The 17,377-nt window shown below is 59.8% G+C and carries 10 protein-coding genes and 3 rRNA genes; 12 read left to right on the top strand and 1 reads right to left on the bottom strand.

Going from position 1 to position 17,377, the window contains the following annotated elements:
* The first annotated feature begins 725 nt into the window (after positions 1 to 725).
* From O6R08_RS06355 to rrf, 3 genes are all read left to right on the top strand, one after another.
* Positions 726 to 2,250 (top strand): 16S ribosomal RNA (locus tag O6R08_RS06355).
* A gap of 285 nt (positions 2,251 to 2,535) precedes the next feature.
* Positions 2,536 to 5,622 (top strand): 23S ribosomal RNA (locus O6R08_RS06350).
* Between the two features lie 116 nt (positions 5,623 to 5,738).
* A 5S ribosomal RNA gene (gene rrf, locus O6R08_RS06345) occupies positions 5,739 to 5,855 on the top strand.
* The 16S, 23S and 5S rRNA genes sit together here, the layout of an rRNA operon.
* Positions 5,856 to 6,095: 240 nt before the next feature.
* Here the strand turns inward: rrf and O6R08_RS06340 are convergent.
* On the bottom strand, positions 6,096 to 6,668 hold the full coding sequence (locus O6R08_RS06340) for a class I SAM-dependent methyltransferase (RefSeq protein WP_271417381.1): 573 nt from the start codon (positions 6,666 to 6,668) through the stop codon (positions 6,096 to 6,098).
* Positions 6,669 to 7,041: 373 nt separating this feature from the next.
* Between O6R08_RS06340 and O6R08_RS06335 the strand changes: the two genes are divergently transcribed.
* From O6R08_RS06335 to O6R08_RS06295, 9 genes are all read left to right on the top strand, one after another.
* Positions 7,042 to 8,328, top strand: a complete 1,287-nt coding sequence (locus O6R08_RS06335) for a tetratricopeptide repeat protein (protein ID WP_271417380.1) — start codon at positions 7,042 to 7,044, stop codon at positions 8,326 to 8,328.
* Positions 8,325 to 9,323, top strand: coding sequence for an HAD-IIA family hydrolase (locus tag O6R08_RS06330; protein ID WP_271417379.1), 999 nt, complete (start codon positions 8,325 to 8,327; stop codon positions 9,321 to 9,323). The genes O6R08_RS06335 and O6R08_RS06330 overlap by 4 nt, the downstream gene beginning before the upstream one ends.
* 70 nt (positions 9,324 to 9,393) lie before the next feature.
* The gene (locus O6R08_RS06325) at positions 9,394 to 9,963 is read left to right on the top strand and encodes a biotin transporter BioY (protein WP_271417378.1); all 570 of its coding nucleotides are present in this window, start codon (positions 9,394 to 9,396) and stop codon (positions 9,961 to 9,963) included.
* Positions 9,960 to 10,685: an energy-coupling factor ABC transporter ATP-binding protein gene (locus O6R08_RS06320; protein ID WP_271417377.1), complete on the top strand. Its 726-nt coding sequence runs from the start codon at positions 9,960 to 9,962 to the stop codon at positions 10,683 to 10,685. Before O6R08_RS06325 ends, O6R08_RS06320 begins: the two co-directional genes overlap by 4 nt.
* Entirely contained in the window at positions 10,675 to 11,301 is a 627-nt protein-coding gene (locus tag O6R08_RS06315; protein WP_271417376.1) for an energy-coupling factor transporter transmembrane component T family protein, read from the top strand. The genes O6R08_RS06320 and O6R08_RS06315 overlap by 11 nt, the downstream gene beginning before the upstream one ends.
* A gap of 251 nt (positions 11,302 to 11,552) precedes the next feature.
* Positions 11,553 to 12,539, top strand: a complete 987-nt coding sequence (locus O6R08_RS06310) for an ABC transporter permease (protein ID WP_271417375.1) — start codon at positions 11,553 to 11,555, stop codon at positions 12,537 to 12,539.
* Entirely contained in the window at positions 12,536 to 13,507 is a 972-nt protein-coding gene (locus O6R08_RS06305; RefSeq protein ID WP_271417374.1) for an ABC transporter permease, read from the top strand. The genes O6R08_RS06310 and O6R08_RS06305 overlap by 4 nt, the downstream gene beginning before the upstream one ends.
* The gene (locus O6R08_RS06300) at positions 13,507 to 15,660 is read left to right on the top strand and encodes a dipeptide ABC transporter ATP-binding protein (RefSeq protein ID WP_271417373.1); all 2,154 of its coding nucleotides are present in this window, start codon (positions 13,507 to 13,509) and stop codon (positions 15,658 to 15,660) included. The genes O6R08_RS06305 and O6R08_RS06300 overlap by 1 nt, the downstream gene beginning before the upstream one ends.
* Positions 15,653 to 17,368: an ABC transporter family substrate-binding protein gene (locus tag O6R08_RS06295; protein ID WP_271417372.1), complete on the top strand. Its 1,716-nt coding sequence runs from the start codon at positions 15,653 to 15,655 to the stop codon at positions 17,366 to 17,368. The genes O6R08_RS06300 and O6R08_RS06295 overlap by 8 nt, the downstream gene beginning before the upstream one ends.
* The last annotated feature ends 9 nt before the right edge of the window (positions 17,369 to 17,377 follow it).

Below are 17,377 nucleotides of genomic sequence, written 5' to 3'. Positions count from 1 at the left end.
TTCCCGGACGGTCGTCGTTAAGCACGGGGCATGACTCCGAAGCCGCTGGGTTGATCGCGCCCGACTAGGGTCAGAGCCACCCGATCACAACCTCCGTCCTCCCCGATTTGCGTTGGTGGTGTGATTGTGGCAAGGTTACTTCTCGGCTCGCCGCCCGTAAGGGTGAGAGCTGGTGGAAGTTCTGATGGTCCTGGTTTTGGGATTGTTGGGGACACGATTTGACGATTGTTTGATGAGTGTTTAAACTTCTGCGAGTTCCCTTCTCTTAGGGAGCTGAAATAGCCGGATAGATTTCTTGATGGTTGTTTCACTGCCAGATTTCTGGATTTGACAGTCTGGATTGGTCTGGTACAATTGATCGGGTTGCTGCCTTTGTGGGTGGTGGCGTGGTTTGGCTGGTTCTGCTGGTTGGCTTCTGGTCCTGCGGTTTTGTGGGGTTGGGGTTGGTGTGGTAGGGTTGGTCGGGTCGCCTTCGGGGTGGTTCTGCCTGTTGTGGGTGGGGTTGTTTCGTGTGGGTGTGATGTTTGAGAACTCAACAGTGTGTCTTTGATAGTCAATGATTTTTTTGATGCATCGTTTTGGATGTGTCGGATTTGTTTATGAATTCCTTTGTGATTCTGGACATGACTAAATTGTTTTTTGGTTAGTGTTTGGGGTCAGTGTTTTGGATTCTCTTGTGACACCGTGGCCTGCACTTTTTTTGTGTGTGGGTGGGTGATATTTTTTCATTGGAGAGTTTGATCCTGGCTCAGGACGAACGCTGGCGGCGTGCTTAACACATGCAAGTCGAACGGAAAGGCCCCTTTGGGGGTACTCGAGTGGCGAACGGGTGAGTAACACGTGAGTAACCTGCCCTTGACTTCGGGATAACTTCAGGAAACTGGGGCTAATACCGGATAGGAATCCTTGCTGCATGGTGGGGGTTGGAAAGCTTTGTGCGGTTGGGGATGGGCTCGCGGCTTATCAGCTTGTTGGTGGGGTAGTGGCTTACCAAGGCTTCGACGGGTAGCCGGCCTGAGAGGGTGACCGGCCACATTGGGACTGAGATACGGCCCAGACTCCTACGGGAGGCAGCAGTGGGGAATATTGCACAATGGGCGGAAGCCTGATGCAGCAACGCCGCGTGCGGGATGACGGCCTTCGGGTTGTAAACCGCTTTCACTCATGACGAAGCCTTGTGGTGACGGTAGTGGGAGAAGAAGCACCGGCTAACTACGTGCCAGCAGCCGCGGTGATACGTAGGGTGCGAGCGTTGTCCGGATTTATTGGGCGTAAAGAGCTCGTAGGTGGTTGATCGCGTCGGAAGTGAAAACTTGGGGCTTAACCCTGAGCGTGCTTTCGATACGGGTTGACTTGAGGAAGGTAGGGGAGAATGGAATTCCTGGTGGAGCGGTGGAATGCGCAGATATCAGGAGGAACACCAGTGGCGAAGGCGGTTCTCTGGACCTTTCCTGACGCTGAGGAGCGAAAGCGTGGGGAGCGAACAGGCTTAGATACCCTGGTAGTCCACGCTGTAAACGGTGGGTACTAGGTGTGGGGTCCATTCCACGGATTCCGTGCCGTAGCTAACGCATTAAGTACCCCGCCTGGGGAGTACGGCCGCAAGGCTAAAACTCAAAGGAATTGACGGGGCCCCGCACAAGCGGCGGAGCATGCGGATTAATTCGATGCAACGCGAAGAACCTTACCTGGGTTTGACATGGATCAGGAGTGCTCAGAGATGGGTGCGCCTCCTTGTGGGGTTGGTTCACAGGTGGTGCATGGCTGTCGTCAGCTCGTGTCGTGAGATGTTGGGTTAAGTCCCGCAACGAGCGCAACCCTCGTTCACTGTTGCCAGCACGTTATGGTGGGGACTCAGTGGAGACCGCCGGGGTCAACTCGGAGGAAGGTGGGGATGACGTCAAGTCATCATGCCCCTTATGTCCAGGGCTTCACGCATGCTACAATGGCCGGTACAAAGAGTTGCGAGCCTGTGAGGGTGAGCGAATCTCGGAAAGCCGGTCTCAGTTCGGATTGGGGTCTGCAACTCGACCCCATGAAGTCGGAGTCGCTAGTAATCGCAGATCAGCAACGCTGCGGTGAATACGTTCCCGGGGCTTGTACACACCGCCCGTCAAGTCATGAAAGTCGGTAACACCCGAAGCCGGTGGCCTAACCTTTGTGGGGGAGCCGTCGAAGGTGGGACTGGTAATTAGGACTAAGTCGTAACAAGGTAGCCGTACCGGAAGGTGCGGCTGGATCACCTCCTTTCTAAGGAGCAGTATTTTTCGTGGCATCGCTGGGTGTGCCCCTGTTGTGGGGGTGGCTTGGTGGTGTTGTGCTTCTTGTGGAACATTGGCGTCCTGCTGCTGCTGTGTGTGGTGGTGGGGTTGGGGGCATGCTGTTGGGGTTCTGGGGTATCACGCGTGTGTGGTGGCCTGGTGCGGATCATCGTTCAGCTGGCATTGTGTGTTGGTTGTGTGGTGGTGTCGTGTGGTGGTTGAGAACTGTATAGTGGATGCGAGCATCTTATAGTTTTTGTGTCTTGTGCTGTGTGTGCAAGTTGTTAAGTGCGATCGGTGGATGCCTTGGCACCAAGAGCCGATGAAGGACGTTGTAACCTGCGATAAGCCCTGGGGAGTTGGTTAACGAGCTGTGATCCGGGGATGTCCGAATGGGGTAACCTGGAATGTCCGGAGTAGTGTCCGGTGACCCTGCCCTGAATGTATAGGGGTGTGGGAGGTAACGCGGGGAAGTGAAACATCTTAGTACCCGTAGGAAGAGAAAACAACCGTGATTCCGTGAGTAGTGGCGAGCGAAAGCGGATGAGGCTAAACCGTGTGTGTGTTCAAGCCGGCAGGTGTTGCATGTGCGGGGTTGTGGGGGCCGTCGTGGTTCTGCTGCCGCAGGATTGGCCAGTGATAAATGTTGCGTGAAGGTGAAGCGTCTGGGAAGGCGTACCGGAGTGGGTGAGAGTCCCGTAGCTGTAAGCGTGGCACTGGTGAGGGTTTCCCCAAGTAGCGTGGAACTCGTGGAATTTCGCGTGAATCTGGCGGGACCACCCGTCAAGCCTAAATACTCCTTGGTGACCGATAGTGGATCAGTACCGTGAGGGAAGGGTGAAAAGTACCCCGGGAGGGGAGTGAAATAGTACCTGAAACCGGTCGCATACAAGCCGTCAGAGCCTTGTGGGGTGATGGCGTGCCTTTTGAAGAATGAGCCTGCGAGTTAGTGATGCGTGGCGAGGTTAACCTGTGTGGGGGAGTCGTAGCGAAAGCGAGTCCGATAAGGGCGTTAGTCGCGTGTTCTAGACCCGAAGCGGTGTGATCTATCCATGGCCAGGATGAAGCGTCGGTAAGACGTCGTGGAGGTCCGAACCCACTTCAGTTGAAAATGGAGGGGATGAGCTGTGGATAGGGGTGAAAGGCCAATCAAACACCGTGATAGCTGGTTCTCCCCGAAATGCATTTAGGTGCAGCGTTGCGTGGTTCTTGTCGGAGGTAGAGCACTGGATGGTCTAGGGGGCCTATCAGCTTACCGAAATCAGCCAAACTCCGAATGCCGGCAAGTGGAGCGTAGCAGTGAGACGGCGGGGGATAAGCTTCGTCGTCGAGAGGGAAACAGCCCAGATCATCAGCTAAGGCCCCTAAGTGGTAACTCAGTGGAAAAGGATGTGGAGTTGCGTAGACAACCAGGAGGTTGGCTTGGAAGCAGCCATCCTTGAAAGAGTGCGTAATAGCTCACTGGTCAAGTGATTCCGCGCCGACAATGTAGCGGGGCTCAAGTTATCCGCCGAAGCTGTGGCACACCCTGATGGGTGTGGGTAGGGGAGCGTCCTGTGCGAGGTGAAGCTGCCGGGTGACCGTGTGGTGGATTGTGCGGGAGTGAGAATGCAGGCATGAGTAGCGAATGACGGGTGTGAAACCCGTCCGCCGATTATCCAAGGGTTCCAGGGTCAAGTTAATCTGCCCTGGGTGAGTCGGGACCTAAGGCGAGGCCGACAGGCGTAGTCGATGGACAACCAGTTGATATTCTGGTACCGGCTTGTCACCGTCCGTGTCGAGGTGTGTGATGCTAAGCGTGCGAGCCTGCTGTCGCCTGGTCTTTGATTGGGTGGTGGTGTGGTGAGTGTGTGAACCGATCATGTAGTAGACAAGCTGCGGAGGGACGCAGTGAGGTAGCTCATCCCCGGCGATGGTTGTCCGGGGCTAAATGTGTGGACCGTCTGGTAGGTAAATCCGTCAGGCATTGTGGTTGAGGCATGATGGCGAGCCCACTTTGGGTGGGTGAGTGAGTGATCCTGTACTGCCGAGAAAAGCTTCGTGAGCGAGGTGGCTGGTCCGCCCGTACCCTAAACCGACACTGGTGGATAGGTAGAGTATACCGAGGCGATCGAGAGAATCATGGTGAAGGAACTCGGCAAAATGCCCTCGTAACTTCGGGATAAGGGGGACCTGATCTGTCTTGGGCCTGTACGGTCTGGTGGCAGTGAGGGGCGCAGAGACCAGGGGGAAACGACTGTTTACCAAAAACACAGGTCCGTGCGAAGTCGTAAGACGATGTATACGGACTGACTCCTGCCCGGTGCTGGAAGGTTAAGGGGAACTGTTAGCGTGAGCGAAGCGGTGAACTTAAGCCCCAGTAAACGGCGGTGGTAACTATAACCATCCTAAGGTAGCGAAATTCCTTGTCGGGTAAGTTCCGACCTGCACGAATGGAGTAACGATTTCCCTACTGTCTCCACCATGAACTCGGTGAAATTGCATTACGAGTAAAGATGCTCGTTACGCGCAGCAGGACGGAAAGACCCCGGGACCTTTACTATAGTTTGGTATTGGTGATTGGGACGACTTGTGTAGGATAGGTGGGAGACTGTGAAGTGGCCACGCTAGTGGTTGTGGAGTCATTGTTGAAATACCACTCTGGTCGTTCTGGTTATCTCACCTTGGACCGTGATCCGGTTCAGGGACAGTGCCTGATGGGTAGTTTGACTGGGGCGGTCGCCTCCTAAAAGGTAACGGAGGCGCCCAAAGGTTCCCTCATCCTGGTTGGTAATCAGGTGTCGAGTGTAAGTGCACAAGGGGGCTTGACTGTGAGACTGACAAGTCGAGCAGGGACGAAAGTCGGGACTAGTGATCTGACGGTGGCTTGTGGACGCGCCGTCACTCAACGGATAAAAGGTACCCCGGGGATAACAGGCTGATCTTGCCCGAGCGCTCACAGCGACGGCATGGTTTGGCACCTCGATGTCGGCTCGTCGCATCCTGGGGCTGGAGTCGGTCCCAAGGGTTGGGCTGTTCGCCCATTAAAGCGGCACGCGAGCTGGGTTCAGAACGTCGTGAGACAGTTCGGTCCCTATCCGCTGCGCGCGTAGGAATCTTGAGAAGGGCTGTCCTTAGTACGAGAGGACCGGGACGGACTGACCTCTGGTGTGCCAGTTGTTCTGCCAAGAGCATGGCTGGTTGGCTACGTCGGGTCGTGATAACCGCTGAAAGCATCTAAGCGGGAAGCACGCTTCAAGATCAGGGTTCCCACAGAAGAATCTGGTAAGGTCCCCGGTAGACTACCGGGTTGATAGGCCAGACGTGGACGCATCGTAAGGTGTGGAGCTGACTGGTACTAATAGACCGAGGACTTACACACAATCCCGGCACACACAATTCTTTCTGATCGCGTCGCATCCACTATACGGCTCCCAACCCCCACCATCAGCACGGGGGCCACGAGCCACACCCCCGCAAGGGGGTGCCCACTGTTTTTCCGGTGGCCATAGCGGAAGGGAAACACCCGGTCCCATACCGAACCCGGTAGTTAAGCCTTCCAGCGCCCATGGTACTGCACGAGGGATCGTGTGGGAGAGTAGGACGCCGCCGGAAACCCAACCCAACAATGGGGGTGTGTGGACACAAGAATCTGTCTTGTGTCCACACACCCCCATTCTTTATTGCTTCTAGTCAGTCGGCCACTCCAACCAGCACACCACCAACCCGACAACAGCGATGACGCGTCGTTTCCCCAAGACGTCACACAAGGCTGTGCCACAGATACCATGACGACAGTCATTGGCCCATATTCGATGTGCTGATATTCGATGGGCTCGTGTCGGTGCGTCAGGGTCAACGCTGTGCCTTGAGGAGAAACAGCGGGAACTCCATGATCCTTCCGTGTCGTTCTCTCTTGATGGTCAATGGCACCGACCACGTCATCTCGCTGAATCCAGCCCGCGCACACAACTGCCTCATGGCGGTCTCGGTGAAACCGTCATGATAATAATCCGGATCGTCGACGTCACCGTCATGACCATGATGAACGTGGAATTCGCGCCCCTCTTCCTCGGTGAGATCAATGGCGATGAATGATCCACCAGGTTTCACCATCGCGTGTACAGACGACAACAATGTGACCAGGTCTTTGACGTGGTGGAGAACCATCTGAGCAACGACAAGGTCGTAGCTGGCGTCATCGAGGGTAGTGGTCGGATCTGAATAGTCACGGTCGAGGACTGTCCATCCTCGCTGTGACACTCGCTCGGCCGCTACCTCGCGCATACCCTCGCTGGTGTCAGCCAAGGTGAACGTCCACGTCGCCGGCTGGGCCGCCTCGGCCATCTCAACGGCGAGCTGGCCCGTCCCTGCTCCGATCTCCAGGACGTCTTGGTCTGGGATCGGGCCGTCGCCTTTCGGACTCATCGTCTCGACGATTGCTCGCGCAACGCGTTGGGTGTGTTTGCGCCTGTGGGGGTCGATCTCCCAGTCCCTGGCACGGGTGTCGAAGCGGTTCACATCAACCGATCCTAGATGGTGGACGTGTGAATCCAGTCTCGGCTCGTGAAAATCCCTGGAGAGTCCAGAATGCGATGCGAGAACCTGATTGGCGGGTCTGCCCGCTTTCTCGTGTCCACGTCATGGTCGTTTTGGCCTGGACAGCAAGGTTGTTGTGAGAAGTGGACCATGGCAGCCAGGTACTGGTGTCGTCATCTGGGCCAGTCGCAAACACGCAGGTGACGCCCGGCCGCGCAGCTCGGTTCGCCATGAGGGCTGGGTGTGCGAGACAATGGGGGACATGGCAGATTCTTCCTCCCCCAACAATGGTCGATCCGGTTCAGACCGACGCGGCCCCGGCCGTCATGGGAGGTCCGGCAAGTCGAATGGACGCGGCGGTTGGAAGCCGAAGTCGAATGGCCGAGGCGGGGACCGTCGGGATCGTCGATCGTGGGCCGACGGCGGTGATCGACGCAATGATCGCAGGCAAGGACGCGGGGGAGAATCAGATCGTCGTTGGGATGACGATCGCACATCTCGCCGTGAGGGTGGACGTCGTTGGGACGATGACCGCAAGCCACGCCGTGAGGGTGGACGTCGTTGGGATGACGATCGCAAGCCACGCCGCGAAGGTGGACGCCGTTGGGATGACGACCGCAAGCCACGCCGCGAGGGCGATTCGGACCGTCCCTGGCGAGACGACCGTGGATCGCGTCGGGGCGGCCAAGGTCGAGACGAGCGCAGGGCAGACCGCGATGATCGCCGCCGCAACGACCGCCGCTGGGACGATCGCCGACATGACCGTCCGGGCGGTGATTCCCCGCGCGAGGAGAAGGCGACCCAGGTACCCGATGAGCCGATGGCGCCACTGGACTTCGACGAGAAGGCCCTGCCCGCCTCGGTGCGAGCTGAGCTGCGTGGTGTCCCCGCCGATACCGCCCACATCATCGAGGGGCATCTGGTCGCGGCAGCTGAACTTCTCGACGAGGATCCGGCCCAGGCCAACGCCCACGCCCAGGCTGCGCGTCGACGTGCTCCTCGTCTGCCCGTACTGCGAGAAGTCGCGGCCGAGGCTGCCTACCAAGCCGGTGAATACGCCTCGGCACTCAATGACTATCGAACCCTTCGCCGTATGACCGGTAATGACAATTTCTTGCCTGTGATGGCTGACTGCGAGCGTGCTCTGGGCCGTCCTCAGGCTGCTCTTCGCCTCATCCGCGAAGGCCAGGAAGCTGACCTGACTCCGGCTCAGCAGGTTGAGCTGGTGCTCGTCCAAGCTGGTGTGCGTCGCGATCTTGGCCAGGAGGCCGAGGCGGTGCGCCTGCTGCGCGACGCTGTCAAGAACCTCAAGGCTCCGACCGAGGCGACTGCACGCCTGCACTACGCCTACGCCGAGACCCTGCTCGAGCATGGCGACAGTGCAGGGGCTCGCACCTGGTTCGTGTCTGCCGACAGTCACGATCCGGCCAACTTCCTCGACAGCCAGGACCGCATCGACATGATCGATGGCCGTCAGCCCAGCGAGGATTCTCACGACGACGCAGACGACATGATCTTCATCGAGACGGACGAGGAGAACGATCAGTGAGCCAGGCCCTCATCGACGGACACGACGCAGCCCTGTTCGACCTGGACGGAGTCGTCTACCTGGGGCCCCACCCGGTTCCTGCTGCTCCGGAGACGATTGCGGAACTGCGTCGTAGCGGGGTCAAGGTGGGTTTCGTCACCAACAATGCGGCCCGTTCCGCGGCTGTCGTCGCCCAGCACCTGACCGACATCGGCATCCCCACTCAGGCCAGCGATGTCGTCACCTCGGCCCAGGCGATTACTGATCTAGCTGCCCAACAGTTGCCCGTCGGGGCCAAGGTGCTCATCGTCGGTACCGAGTCTCTGCGTGAAGAGGCGCGAGCTCGCGGACTGGAGACGGTGGAATCGGCTGACGATGATCCGGTTGCGGTCATCCAGGGCTACGACCCCCACATTGACTGGTCGTTGCTGGAGGAGGCCGGGTTCGCCTTGCAGGCCGGAGCCAGATGGTATGCGGCCAACCCGGACATCACCCGTCCCACTGATCGGGGGATCGTCCCCGGCATCGGTGCCCAACTTCAGGTCGTCGCCACGACGTGTGACATCAAGCCGGTCATTGCGGGTAAGCCGTATCGTCCCCTCCTGGAAGCCACGGTGTCGCGTCTTGGGTGCAAGGCGCCGATCTTCGTGGGGGACCGGCTGGACACTGACATCCGCGGCGCCAATGCCATGCCGATGGACTCGTTGTTCGTCTTCACCGGTGCTCACGGCGTCGCTGATCTACTGGCCGCCACGCCGCAGGACCGGCCGCAGCACATCGCAGCGGACCTGTCGGGTCTGCTGGAGCCTGCACGGACGGTCGACATGTCAGAGGGCAAGGCCCGCTGCGGTGACGCCCAGGTCTCACTGACAGCTGACGGCGAGATTCACGCTGACACCATCCCCGACGACGTCTCCGGACAGCTCGATGGTGTGGCAGCCATGATGGCCCTCGTTCACCAGGCAGACGCCACGGTGCCAGAAAACCCTGCAACGCCTTTCGATAAGCTCCATTGAACGTTGTTCAATCGATGACGCCGCTCGCTCGTCGTGGGTAGCCGCCTCATCGTTTCATGGAAGGAACGTGATGTCGTCACGTAGAGGTTTCCAGGCCACTGACCTGGCACTGATCGCCGTCTTTGCAGCTCTCATCGCGGTGCTCGCCGTCATCCCGCCGATCTTCATGGTCGGGGCGGTGCCCTTCGCCCTCCAGATGATTGCTGTCATGTTGACGCCGATGGTCCTGGGGAGTGTGCGCGGGGGCTGTGCCATTGGCCTGTACCTCCTCGTCGGCGTTCTGGGGCTGCCAGTTTTCAGCGGTGGAAAAAGCGGTGTCGGTGTCCTCGTCGGCCCGACTGGTGGCTACCTGTGGGGTTGGCTGGTGGGAGCCTTCGTCGCCGGTGCCGTGGCGACGGCGGTGCTGCGTCGGCGCCCGTCCAGGTCAATGCTCCCGGTGTGGCTCTTCCTCGTCGCACTCGTGGACCTGGTACTCGTTTACCTCTGCGGCATTGTCGGTTTGATGGTCTTCGCCAAGCTGAGCCTGACGGCAGCCTTGATCGCCAATGGCGTGCTCTTCGGGTTGGATCTGGTCAAGGGGATCCTGGCCAGCCTCATTGCCACTGCGGTGTTGGCGGCCTTCCCGCGGCTCATGCCGTGATTGAGTTCAACGATGTCGGTGTCGACGTCGACGAGTATGACGTCGAGGGCCATCACCGACGAGTGACGATCCTTTCCGGGGTCGACCTCACGGTCTCCGAGAGTCGGGTGGCAGTGATCGGCCCGAACGGAGCCGGCAAGTCGACCCTCCTCAAACTCGTCAACGGGCTCATGGAAGCCACCAGCGGCACCGTCACCGTCGATGGGATCGATCCCAAGGTCGATGGCAGGGCAGCGCGGAGACGGGTCGGTTACATCTTCACCAACCCCATGAGCCAGCTCGTCATGTCGACCCCTGTCGCTGACGTCGAGCTGTCCTTGCGTCAACGCATTCGCAACCGCGATGAACGTCACCATGTTGCCATGAAGATCCTCGCAGATCAGGGGCTGGAAGCCATTGCCGGTCGAAGTGTCCACGCCTTGTCAGGGGGAGAACGCCAGTTGGTGTCCTTGGCGAGTGTTCTCGCCGTGGAACCGTCGGTCATCCTCGCAGACGAGCCGACGACCCTGCTCGACCTGCGCAACCGAGAGATGGTCCGTCACGCCTTTGAACGCCTTGATCAGCAGATCCTGTGCTGCACCCACGATCTGGAACTGGCGGCCTCCTTCGACCGAGTGCTGGCTGTCGAGGACGGCAGAGTGGTCGATGATGGCGATCCAGAAACCGTCATCGCGGGGTATCGCAGACGGATGATGCACCTAGGACTGTCGAATGAAGGCTGACGCCTCGGCCTTCCTGGGAGGTTACCGTCCCGGCAACACCCTGGCCCACCGGATGCCGGTCTGGCCGAAGTATCTGCTCGTCCTGGTGGTCGGCGTCACCCCATTCTTCGTCAAACAATGGTGGTTCTCGGTGGGCTGCCTGGCTGTGGCCGTCATCATCGCCGTGGTCATTGCCAAGGTGCCCGCCCGTACTGCGCTGTCCATCGGTGCGCCGTTGTGGATTGCCAACGCCCTCATCCTCGCCTATCACTGCGTGTTCACCACGTGGCAGCGAGGGGTGATCTACGTGGCAGGTCTGCTCGCGTGTCTCTACATGGCCCGGCTCGTCACGTGTACCACGGACCCTGGCGCCCTCATGGATGCCATCGTCGCGGCGGTGCGCCCGTTGCGTCCTCTGGGGGCCAAACCTGAGAAGTTCGCCCTCACCTTGGCTCTCATGTGGACCACCATTCCTTATCTCATCGGATCCGTCGGACAGGTGAGACAAGCCGCCAGGGCGAGAGGACTGGAGCGCTCCAGCTGGCGCTTCCTCATCCCGATGTTCGTCGGCGCAGTGGGTCATGCCCTGGAGATGGGGGAGGCCCTCAAGGCTCGCGGGCTCGGCGACGACGAGTGATCCTCCCAGCACGTCGCACATCCACGTTGTGAAACGAAAAAGGTCACAACTTGGCAACAGTCTGCCCAGAACGTGGCAGATCGCACATCTCTAGCCCATGAGTGCATTAACGTTCCGGCCATCGATAGCCACTCGCCCCCTGTGGGCTCGACCGGAGGTACGCCATGACAACGCTTGCTGGATTACCCGTGGACGCCAGACACAGGAAGGACATGGCTGTACCGCTGCTCAACGTCGAGCTGGGGTGACACATGTTCAAGTACCTCGCCAAAAGGGCCGTGACGTACCTCGTCATGGCCTATCTGGCCACCACCGCAGCCTACTTTCTGGCGTGCTCCTACTTCCGTCCCGGCAACCTCATGCTGGATCGCACCCCGCGCCCGACCCCCGAACAGGTTCAGCACAGCCTGGCCACCCTAGGACTTGACCCGACCAAGTCGGTCCCAGAACGCTACTGGGAATGGCTCAAGGGAGTCGTGTTGCACTGGGACTGGGGCCGCAGCCCGGACGCGACATTCGTCAATGTCGAGTTCTCCCACCGAGTCTGGATCAGCTTCGCCCTCCAGATCGTCTCGATCATCCTCACCCTGGTCATCGGCATCGCTCTGGGAGTCATCTCAGCGACTCATCAGTACTCCGTTGCTGACCGGGTCATCACCGGATGGTCCTACCTGACCTACATCCTGCCCGCACCTGTGGCCTACCTGCTGGTGCAGCTTGGCGCCATCGCCATCAATCAGGCAAGCGGGTCACAGGTGTTCTTCGTGACAGGAACATACGACCCGACCGTGGTCGGGTTCTGGCCACGAGCCCTTGACCTCATCAAGCATTACATCGTGCCGACGGTCGCCATGACGATCTTCGGCTGGGCTGGATATCAGGTGGGTCAGCGTCAGTACCTGCTGGACAACATCGCCACCGACTTCGTGCGAACCGCCCGTGCCACCGGTCTGACCCGCTCCCAGGCGATTCGTCGTCACGCCCTGCGAGTGTCCTTCATCCCCGTGGCTCAGTCGATCGCATTCACCATCCCGGCGGTGTTCACCGGGTCCTTCTTCGCTGAGTCGATCTTCAACTGGCAGGGCCTGGGCATGTGGTCCATCGCTGCCATTGCGAAGCAGGACGTCAACGTTGCGGTGGCGATGGTGGCCTACGGCGCGATCGTCTTTGCGGTTGGTGCCCTGCTTGCCGACTTCTCAATCACCCTCGTCGATCCGAGAGTGAGGTTCACGTCATGAGCGGAACAGAACCTGTTGGTGAACTCGGACAACTGGCGCGTTTCGACACAGGTCCGCATCTGGGTGAGGACGTCGAGACGGAGAAGATCCGTGGTGCTGAGGATTTCCGTCCTCTCAACAAGCACCGGATCATCGCCCGACGTTTCTTCCGCAACAAGTTGGCGGTTGTTGGTCTGTGCGTCCTTGTCCTGGTCGTACTGTTCACCCTCGCAGTGATGTTCTTCAGCCCCTACGCCGTCAATGACCTCGACCCTGACGTCATCGGTGCTGAACCGCCCAGCGCACATCACTGGCTGGGAACCAATCAGGCCGGAGCCGATGTGCTGACCCTGCTGGGACACGGTACCGGGCTCTCCCTGCTCATCGGCCTGTTGGTCGGCGTCATCACTCCGATCATCTCCGTCATCTACGGCACCGCGATGGCCTATTTCGGGGGCATCGTCGACCGGATCATGCTGTTCATCCTCGAAACCCTCATCATGGCCCCGGCCTTCCTGCTGGTCGCCATCGTCATGGCCGGTCGCAGCGCAGGTTGGACGGTCCTGGTGCTCATGCTGGTGATCTTCGGATGGATGGGTACCGCCCGTGTCATCCGTGGCATGGCCATGACCTTGGTCAATCTCGACTACGTGCGCTCTGCCCGATACATGGGTGTGAGTTCGCTACGGATCATCTGGCGTCACCTGGTGCCCAATATTGCCTCGTTGACGATCCTCAACGTCACGACCGGTATCTGGGGAGCCATCCTCGCCGAGGTCAGCTACTCCTACATCGGTATCGGCATCAAGATTCCCGACACCTCGCTGGGACTCATGATCTCCCAGTCCTCTGACGCCGTCTCGTCGTACCCGTGGCTGTTCTGGACCCCGGTGACGATGCTGGCCCTCATCACTGGCCCCCTCGCACTCATCAACGACGGTCTACGAGACGCCTTCGACCCGAGTTCACACGCAGGAGGACACGCCTGATGACAGCCACCGCACACGTGCCCACGCGCGGCGCGACCACAGAACCCGTCCTGCAGGTCGACAACCTCAATGTCCGATTCAAGACCGAGGATGGCATCGTCCACGCGGTCCGAGACCTGTCCTTCGACCTCTATCCTGGCAAGGCCCTGGGAATCGTCGGGGAGTCCGGCTCCGGCAAGTCGGTGACGGCCCTGTCGATCATGGGATTGCTCGACCCCTCCGCTCGCACCGAGGGCAAGGTGATGCTCGACGGCATCAACCTGCTCGACCTGAACGACAAGCAGATGTGCGCCCACCGTGGCAAGAACATCGCGATGATCTTCCAGGATCCGCTGAGTTCGCTGACCCCGGTGTTTTCCATCGGTCGTCAGATCGGTGACGCCCTGCGCATTCACAACCCCGATTGGTCGAAGAAGCAGATCAACGATCGCATCATCGAACTGCTCAAACTGGTGGGCATTCCGTCGCCCGAGACGCGGATGAACTCCTTCCCGCACCAGTTTTCTGGCGGCATGAGGCAGCGCGTCATGATCGCTATCGCGATCGCCAACAACCCGCGTATCCTCATCTGCGACGAGCCGACGACCGCTCTTGACGTCACCATTCAGGCCCAGATCCTCGATCTCATTCGGGTGGCCCAGGAGGAGACCGGCTGTGCGGTCATCTTCATCACCCATGACCTGGGTATCCTCGCCGGCCTGGCTGACGAGATGATCATCATGTATGCCGGTCGTGCCGTCGAGAAAGCCCCGGTTGGCGAGCTTTACGAGCACCAGTGGATGCCTTACACCATGGGTTTGCTGGCTGCAGTGCCGCGCGTTGATCAGCATCGGGACGAGGCTCTGGTGCCAATCGAGGGCACCCCTCCCAATCTCATCGAGGAACTCACGGCCTGCTCCTTCGCGCCACGATGCCCGCTGGCTGTCGAGGCTTGCCGTCAGGGTGTGCCTGCGCTGCAGGAACTCGCTGCCAATCACCTCGCAGCATGCGTTCGTGGTGAGGAACTGCGCGATAAGGGACTCGACGCTCGCGAGGTGTTTCAGCCTCCGACCATCCCCAAGGGACGTTTCCAGGACATCCCTCGCTCCCAGCGGGAGACGGTGCTGGCGGTCGACAACGTCGTGCGGCATTTCCCGTTCACCAAGGGGTCCATCGTCAAGCGACGCATTGGCACGGTGCGAGCCGTCGACGGAGTGAGCTTCGACATCCGAGAAGGGGAGTGCTTTGCCCTGGTTGGCGAGTCCGGGTGCGGCAAGACGACAACCCTGCTGGAGATCATGGACCGTTCCAGCGACCAGACCGGAACCATCACGGTCTGTGGCCGGGATAACCATTCCAAGGCCTCGGTGCGCGATTCCCGCGCCGACTTTCAGATCGTCTTCCAGGACCCCATGGCAGCACTGGATCCCCGGTTCACCGTCTTCGAGGTGCTGGCAGAGCCACTGCAGGCCCACGGCTGGCCCCCGGACAAGGTGCGCGACCGGGTTTTCGAGCTCATGGAGACCGTCGGGCTCGTGCCGGACATGGCCAACCGCTTCCCGGCCCAGTTCTCCGGCGGTCAGCGCCAGCGTATCGGTGTGGCTCGGGCTCTGGCCCTCAAGCCGAAGCTGCTGGTTCTCGACGAGCCGGTCTCGGCCCTCGACGTGTCCATTCAGGCCGGGATGATCAACCTGCTTGACCAGCTGCGCGCCGAGTTGGGGCTGTCGTATCTCATCGTCGCCCACGATCTTTCGGTCATCCGTCACATCAGCGATCGCGTGGGAGTCATGTATTTGGGCCGCATGGTCGAGATCGGTGACACCAACGAGGTCTTCGACGATCCGCGCCATCCCTACACGCGAGCCCTGTTGTCCGCGATTCCAGTCCCCGACCCCCAGGTTGAGAGGAATCGTCGCCACGTCGTCCTGGAAGGGGATCTGCCCTCTCCGACCGACGATTTGCCTGGGTGCCCCTTTGCCACCCGGTGCCCCCAGTACGCCCTATTGGGCCCCGATGAGCAGAAGGTCTGCTCGTCACGACGTCCCGAACTCGTCGAGGAAGGACGTGACCGGTTGCATGCCTGCCACTTCCCGCCGTCGGGGGAGATCGGAGCTCGTCTTCCCCGCGGTCGTGATGACCGTCCGGGGCACGCTCTCGAGAAGGAAGGTGACTGACGTGTCCACCACCAAGAAGATCGGTGCCGCCCTCATTGCCGGCTTGTGCGCCTCGATGGCACTGAGCGGGTGCGCGGGAGGCTCTGGCGATGGAGCCTCGGGCCCCAAAGCTGGTAAGGCCGAGAAGGACATGACCAAGCTGGTCTCCATCAACCCGCAGGAGGCTTCCAACTTGGAGCAAGGCGGTGTCTTCCGCACCTTTGTCGGCAGTTTCGGCCCCAACTTCAACACTTGGGCCAATGCCGGCAACTCGTCCGACACCACCGTCGTCCTGCGCGCCATCAACCAGGCAGGCTGCTTCAGCACCACTGCTGATGGTAAGTACGTCCTCGACAAGGACTTCTGCACCGAGGCCGAGACGACCACCGAGAACGGAAAGCAGGTCATCAAGTTCACCTTCAACCCGAAGGCCAACTTCAACGACGGCACCCCGATGGACGTCAACACCGTCAAGAACATGTTCAACGTCCTGTCGGGCAAGAACAAGGAATACGACCTCGTCCAGACCAAGCCGTGGGACGTCGTTGAGAAGGTCGAGGCCGGATCCGACTCCCGCCACGTCATCATCACGATGAAGGAGAAATACGCTGCCTGGCAGGACGTTATTGGCAGCTTCTTCCACCCGAAGGTCAACACCCCGGATATCTTCAACAAGGGATTCGTCAACAAGATTCATCCCGAGTGGTACGCCGGACCATTCACCGTCAGCAAGTTCGACGCGGCCAACAAGACCATCGTCGAGGTTCCCAACCCCAAGTGGTGGGGCAAGAAGCCGCACCTCGACCAGATCGTCATTCGGCAGATTGACTCTCAGGCATCCCTGTCAGCCTACAAGAATGGCGAGATCAGCATCGTCGGCGCTAGTACCCCGAGCCGTTACAAGCAGGCCGCCTCAGCCCCGAACAACGAGTTCCGTCGTGGTCAGGTGACCGGCGTCTACGGCTACCTCATCAACACCAAGGCTGATGGCCTGAGCGATGTGGCGGTTCGTAAGGCCGTCTATGAGTCCACCGACCGGGCCAAGCTGGCCGCTACACGGTTCCAGGGTCTCAACTGGAGCGAATCGGTTCCCGGTTCCTGGATGAGCCTGCCCATCCAGTCCCAGTACAAGGACAATGTCCCGGTCAAGTACGACGTCAAGGCCGCCGAGAAAACCATGACCGACGCTGGCTACAAGAAGGATGGCGATGGCAAATGGGCCAAGAACGGCAAGAAGGTGACCTTCTCACTGACGAACTTCGGTGATGATCCGCAGATCAATGCCATCGTGCAGCGCTACCAGAAGCAGCTCACCGACGCTGGCTTCGATGCCAAGATCGACCAGCGTGGTGAACAGGACTTCAACGTCGCCATGGAGAAGAAGGACTTCGGCATCATCGCCATGGGCTACTCCGTCGGCAATGTGCTGTCCGACCAGCCTACTCAGTACTTCAGCTCGAGTGCGGGCAACATGACCGGCTGCAGCCCGAAGGGATTCGACAAGAAAGCCGACGCCGTCACCCACATCGTTGATGACAAGAAGCGCAACGCCGCCGCCAACGCCGTGGAGGCTGAGTGGCAGAAGGCCTGCTATGCCATGATCCCGGTGTGGAACGGACCGTCCATCAGCGCTGTCAACAAGTACCTGGCCAACTACGGTCCGTCGATGTTCAAGTCGATCGACTGGACGATGGTCGGTTGGATGAAGGGTCACAAGGACGGCAAGTGATCGACAGCT

The sequence above is a fragment of the Cutibacterium equinum genome, from assembly GCF_028021195.1.
Taxonomy (GTDB): domain Bacteria; phylum Actinomycetota; class Actinomycetes; order Propionibacteriales; family Propionibacteriaceae; genus Cutibacterium; species Cutibacterium equinum.
Note: the sequence above shows the minus strand (reverse complement) of the source record. Positions and strands in the feature narration are given on the sequence as shown.

Coding starts and splice junctions, on each gene's coding strand:
- O6R08_RS06340 (WP_271417381.1), bottom strand. CDS start 6,668: ATGAGTCCGAAAGGCGACGGCCCGATCCCAGACCAAGACGTCCTGGAG.
- O6R08_RS06335 (WP_271417380.1), top strand. CDS start 7,042: ATGGCAGATTCTTCCTCCCCCAACAATGGTCGATCCGGTTCAGACCGA.
- O6R08_RS06325 (WP_271417378.1), top strand. CDS start 9,394: ATGTCGTCACGTAGAGGTTTCCAGGCCACTGACCTGGCACTGATCGCC.
- O6R08_RS06315 (WP_271417376.1), top strand. CDS start 10,675: ATGAAGGCTGACGCCTCGGCCTTCCTGGGAGGTTACCGTCCCGGCAAC.
- O6R08_RS06310 (WP_271417375.1), top strand. CDS start 11,553: ATGTTCAAGTACCTCGCCAAAAGGGCCGTGACGTACCTCGTCATGGCC.
- O6R08_RS06305 (WP_271417374.1), top strand. CDS start 12,536: ATGAGCGGAACAGAACCTGTTGGTGAACTCGGACAACTGGCGCGTTTC.
- O6R08_RS06300 (WP_271417373.1), top strand. CDS start 13,507: ATGACAGCCACCGCACACGTGCCCACGCGCGGCGCGACCACAGAACCC.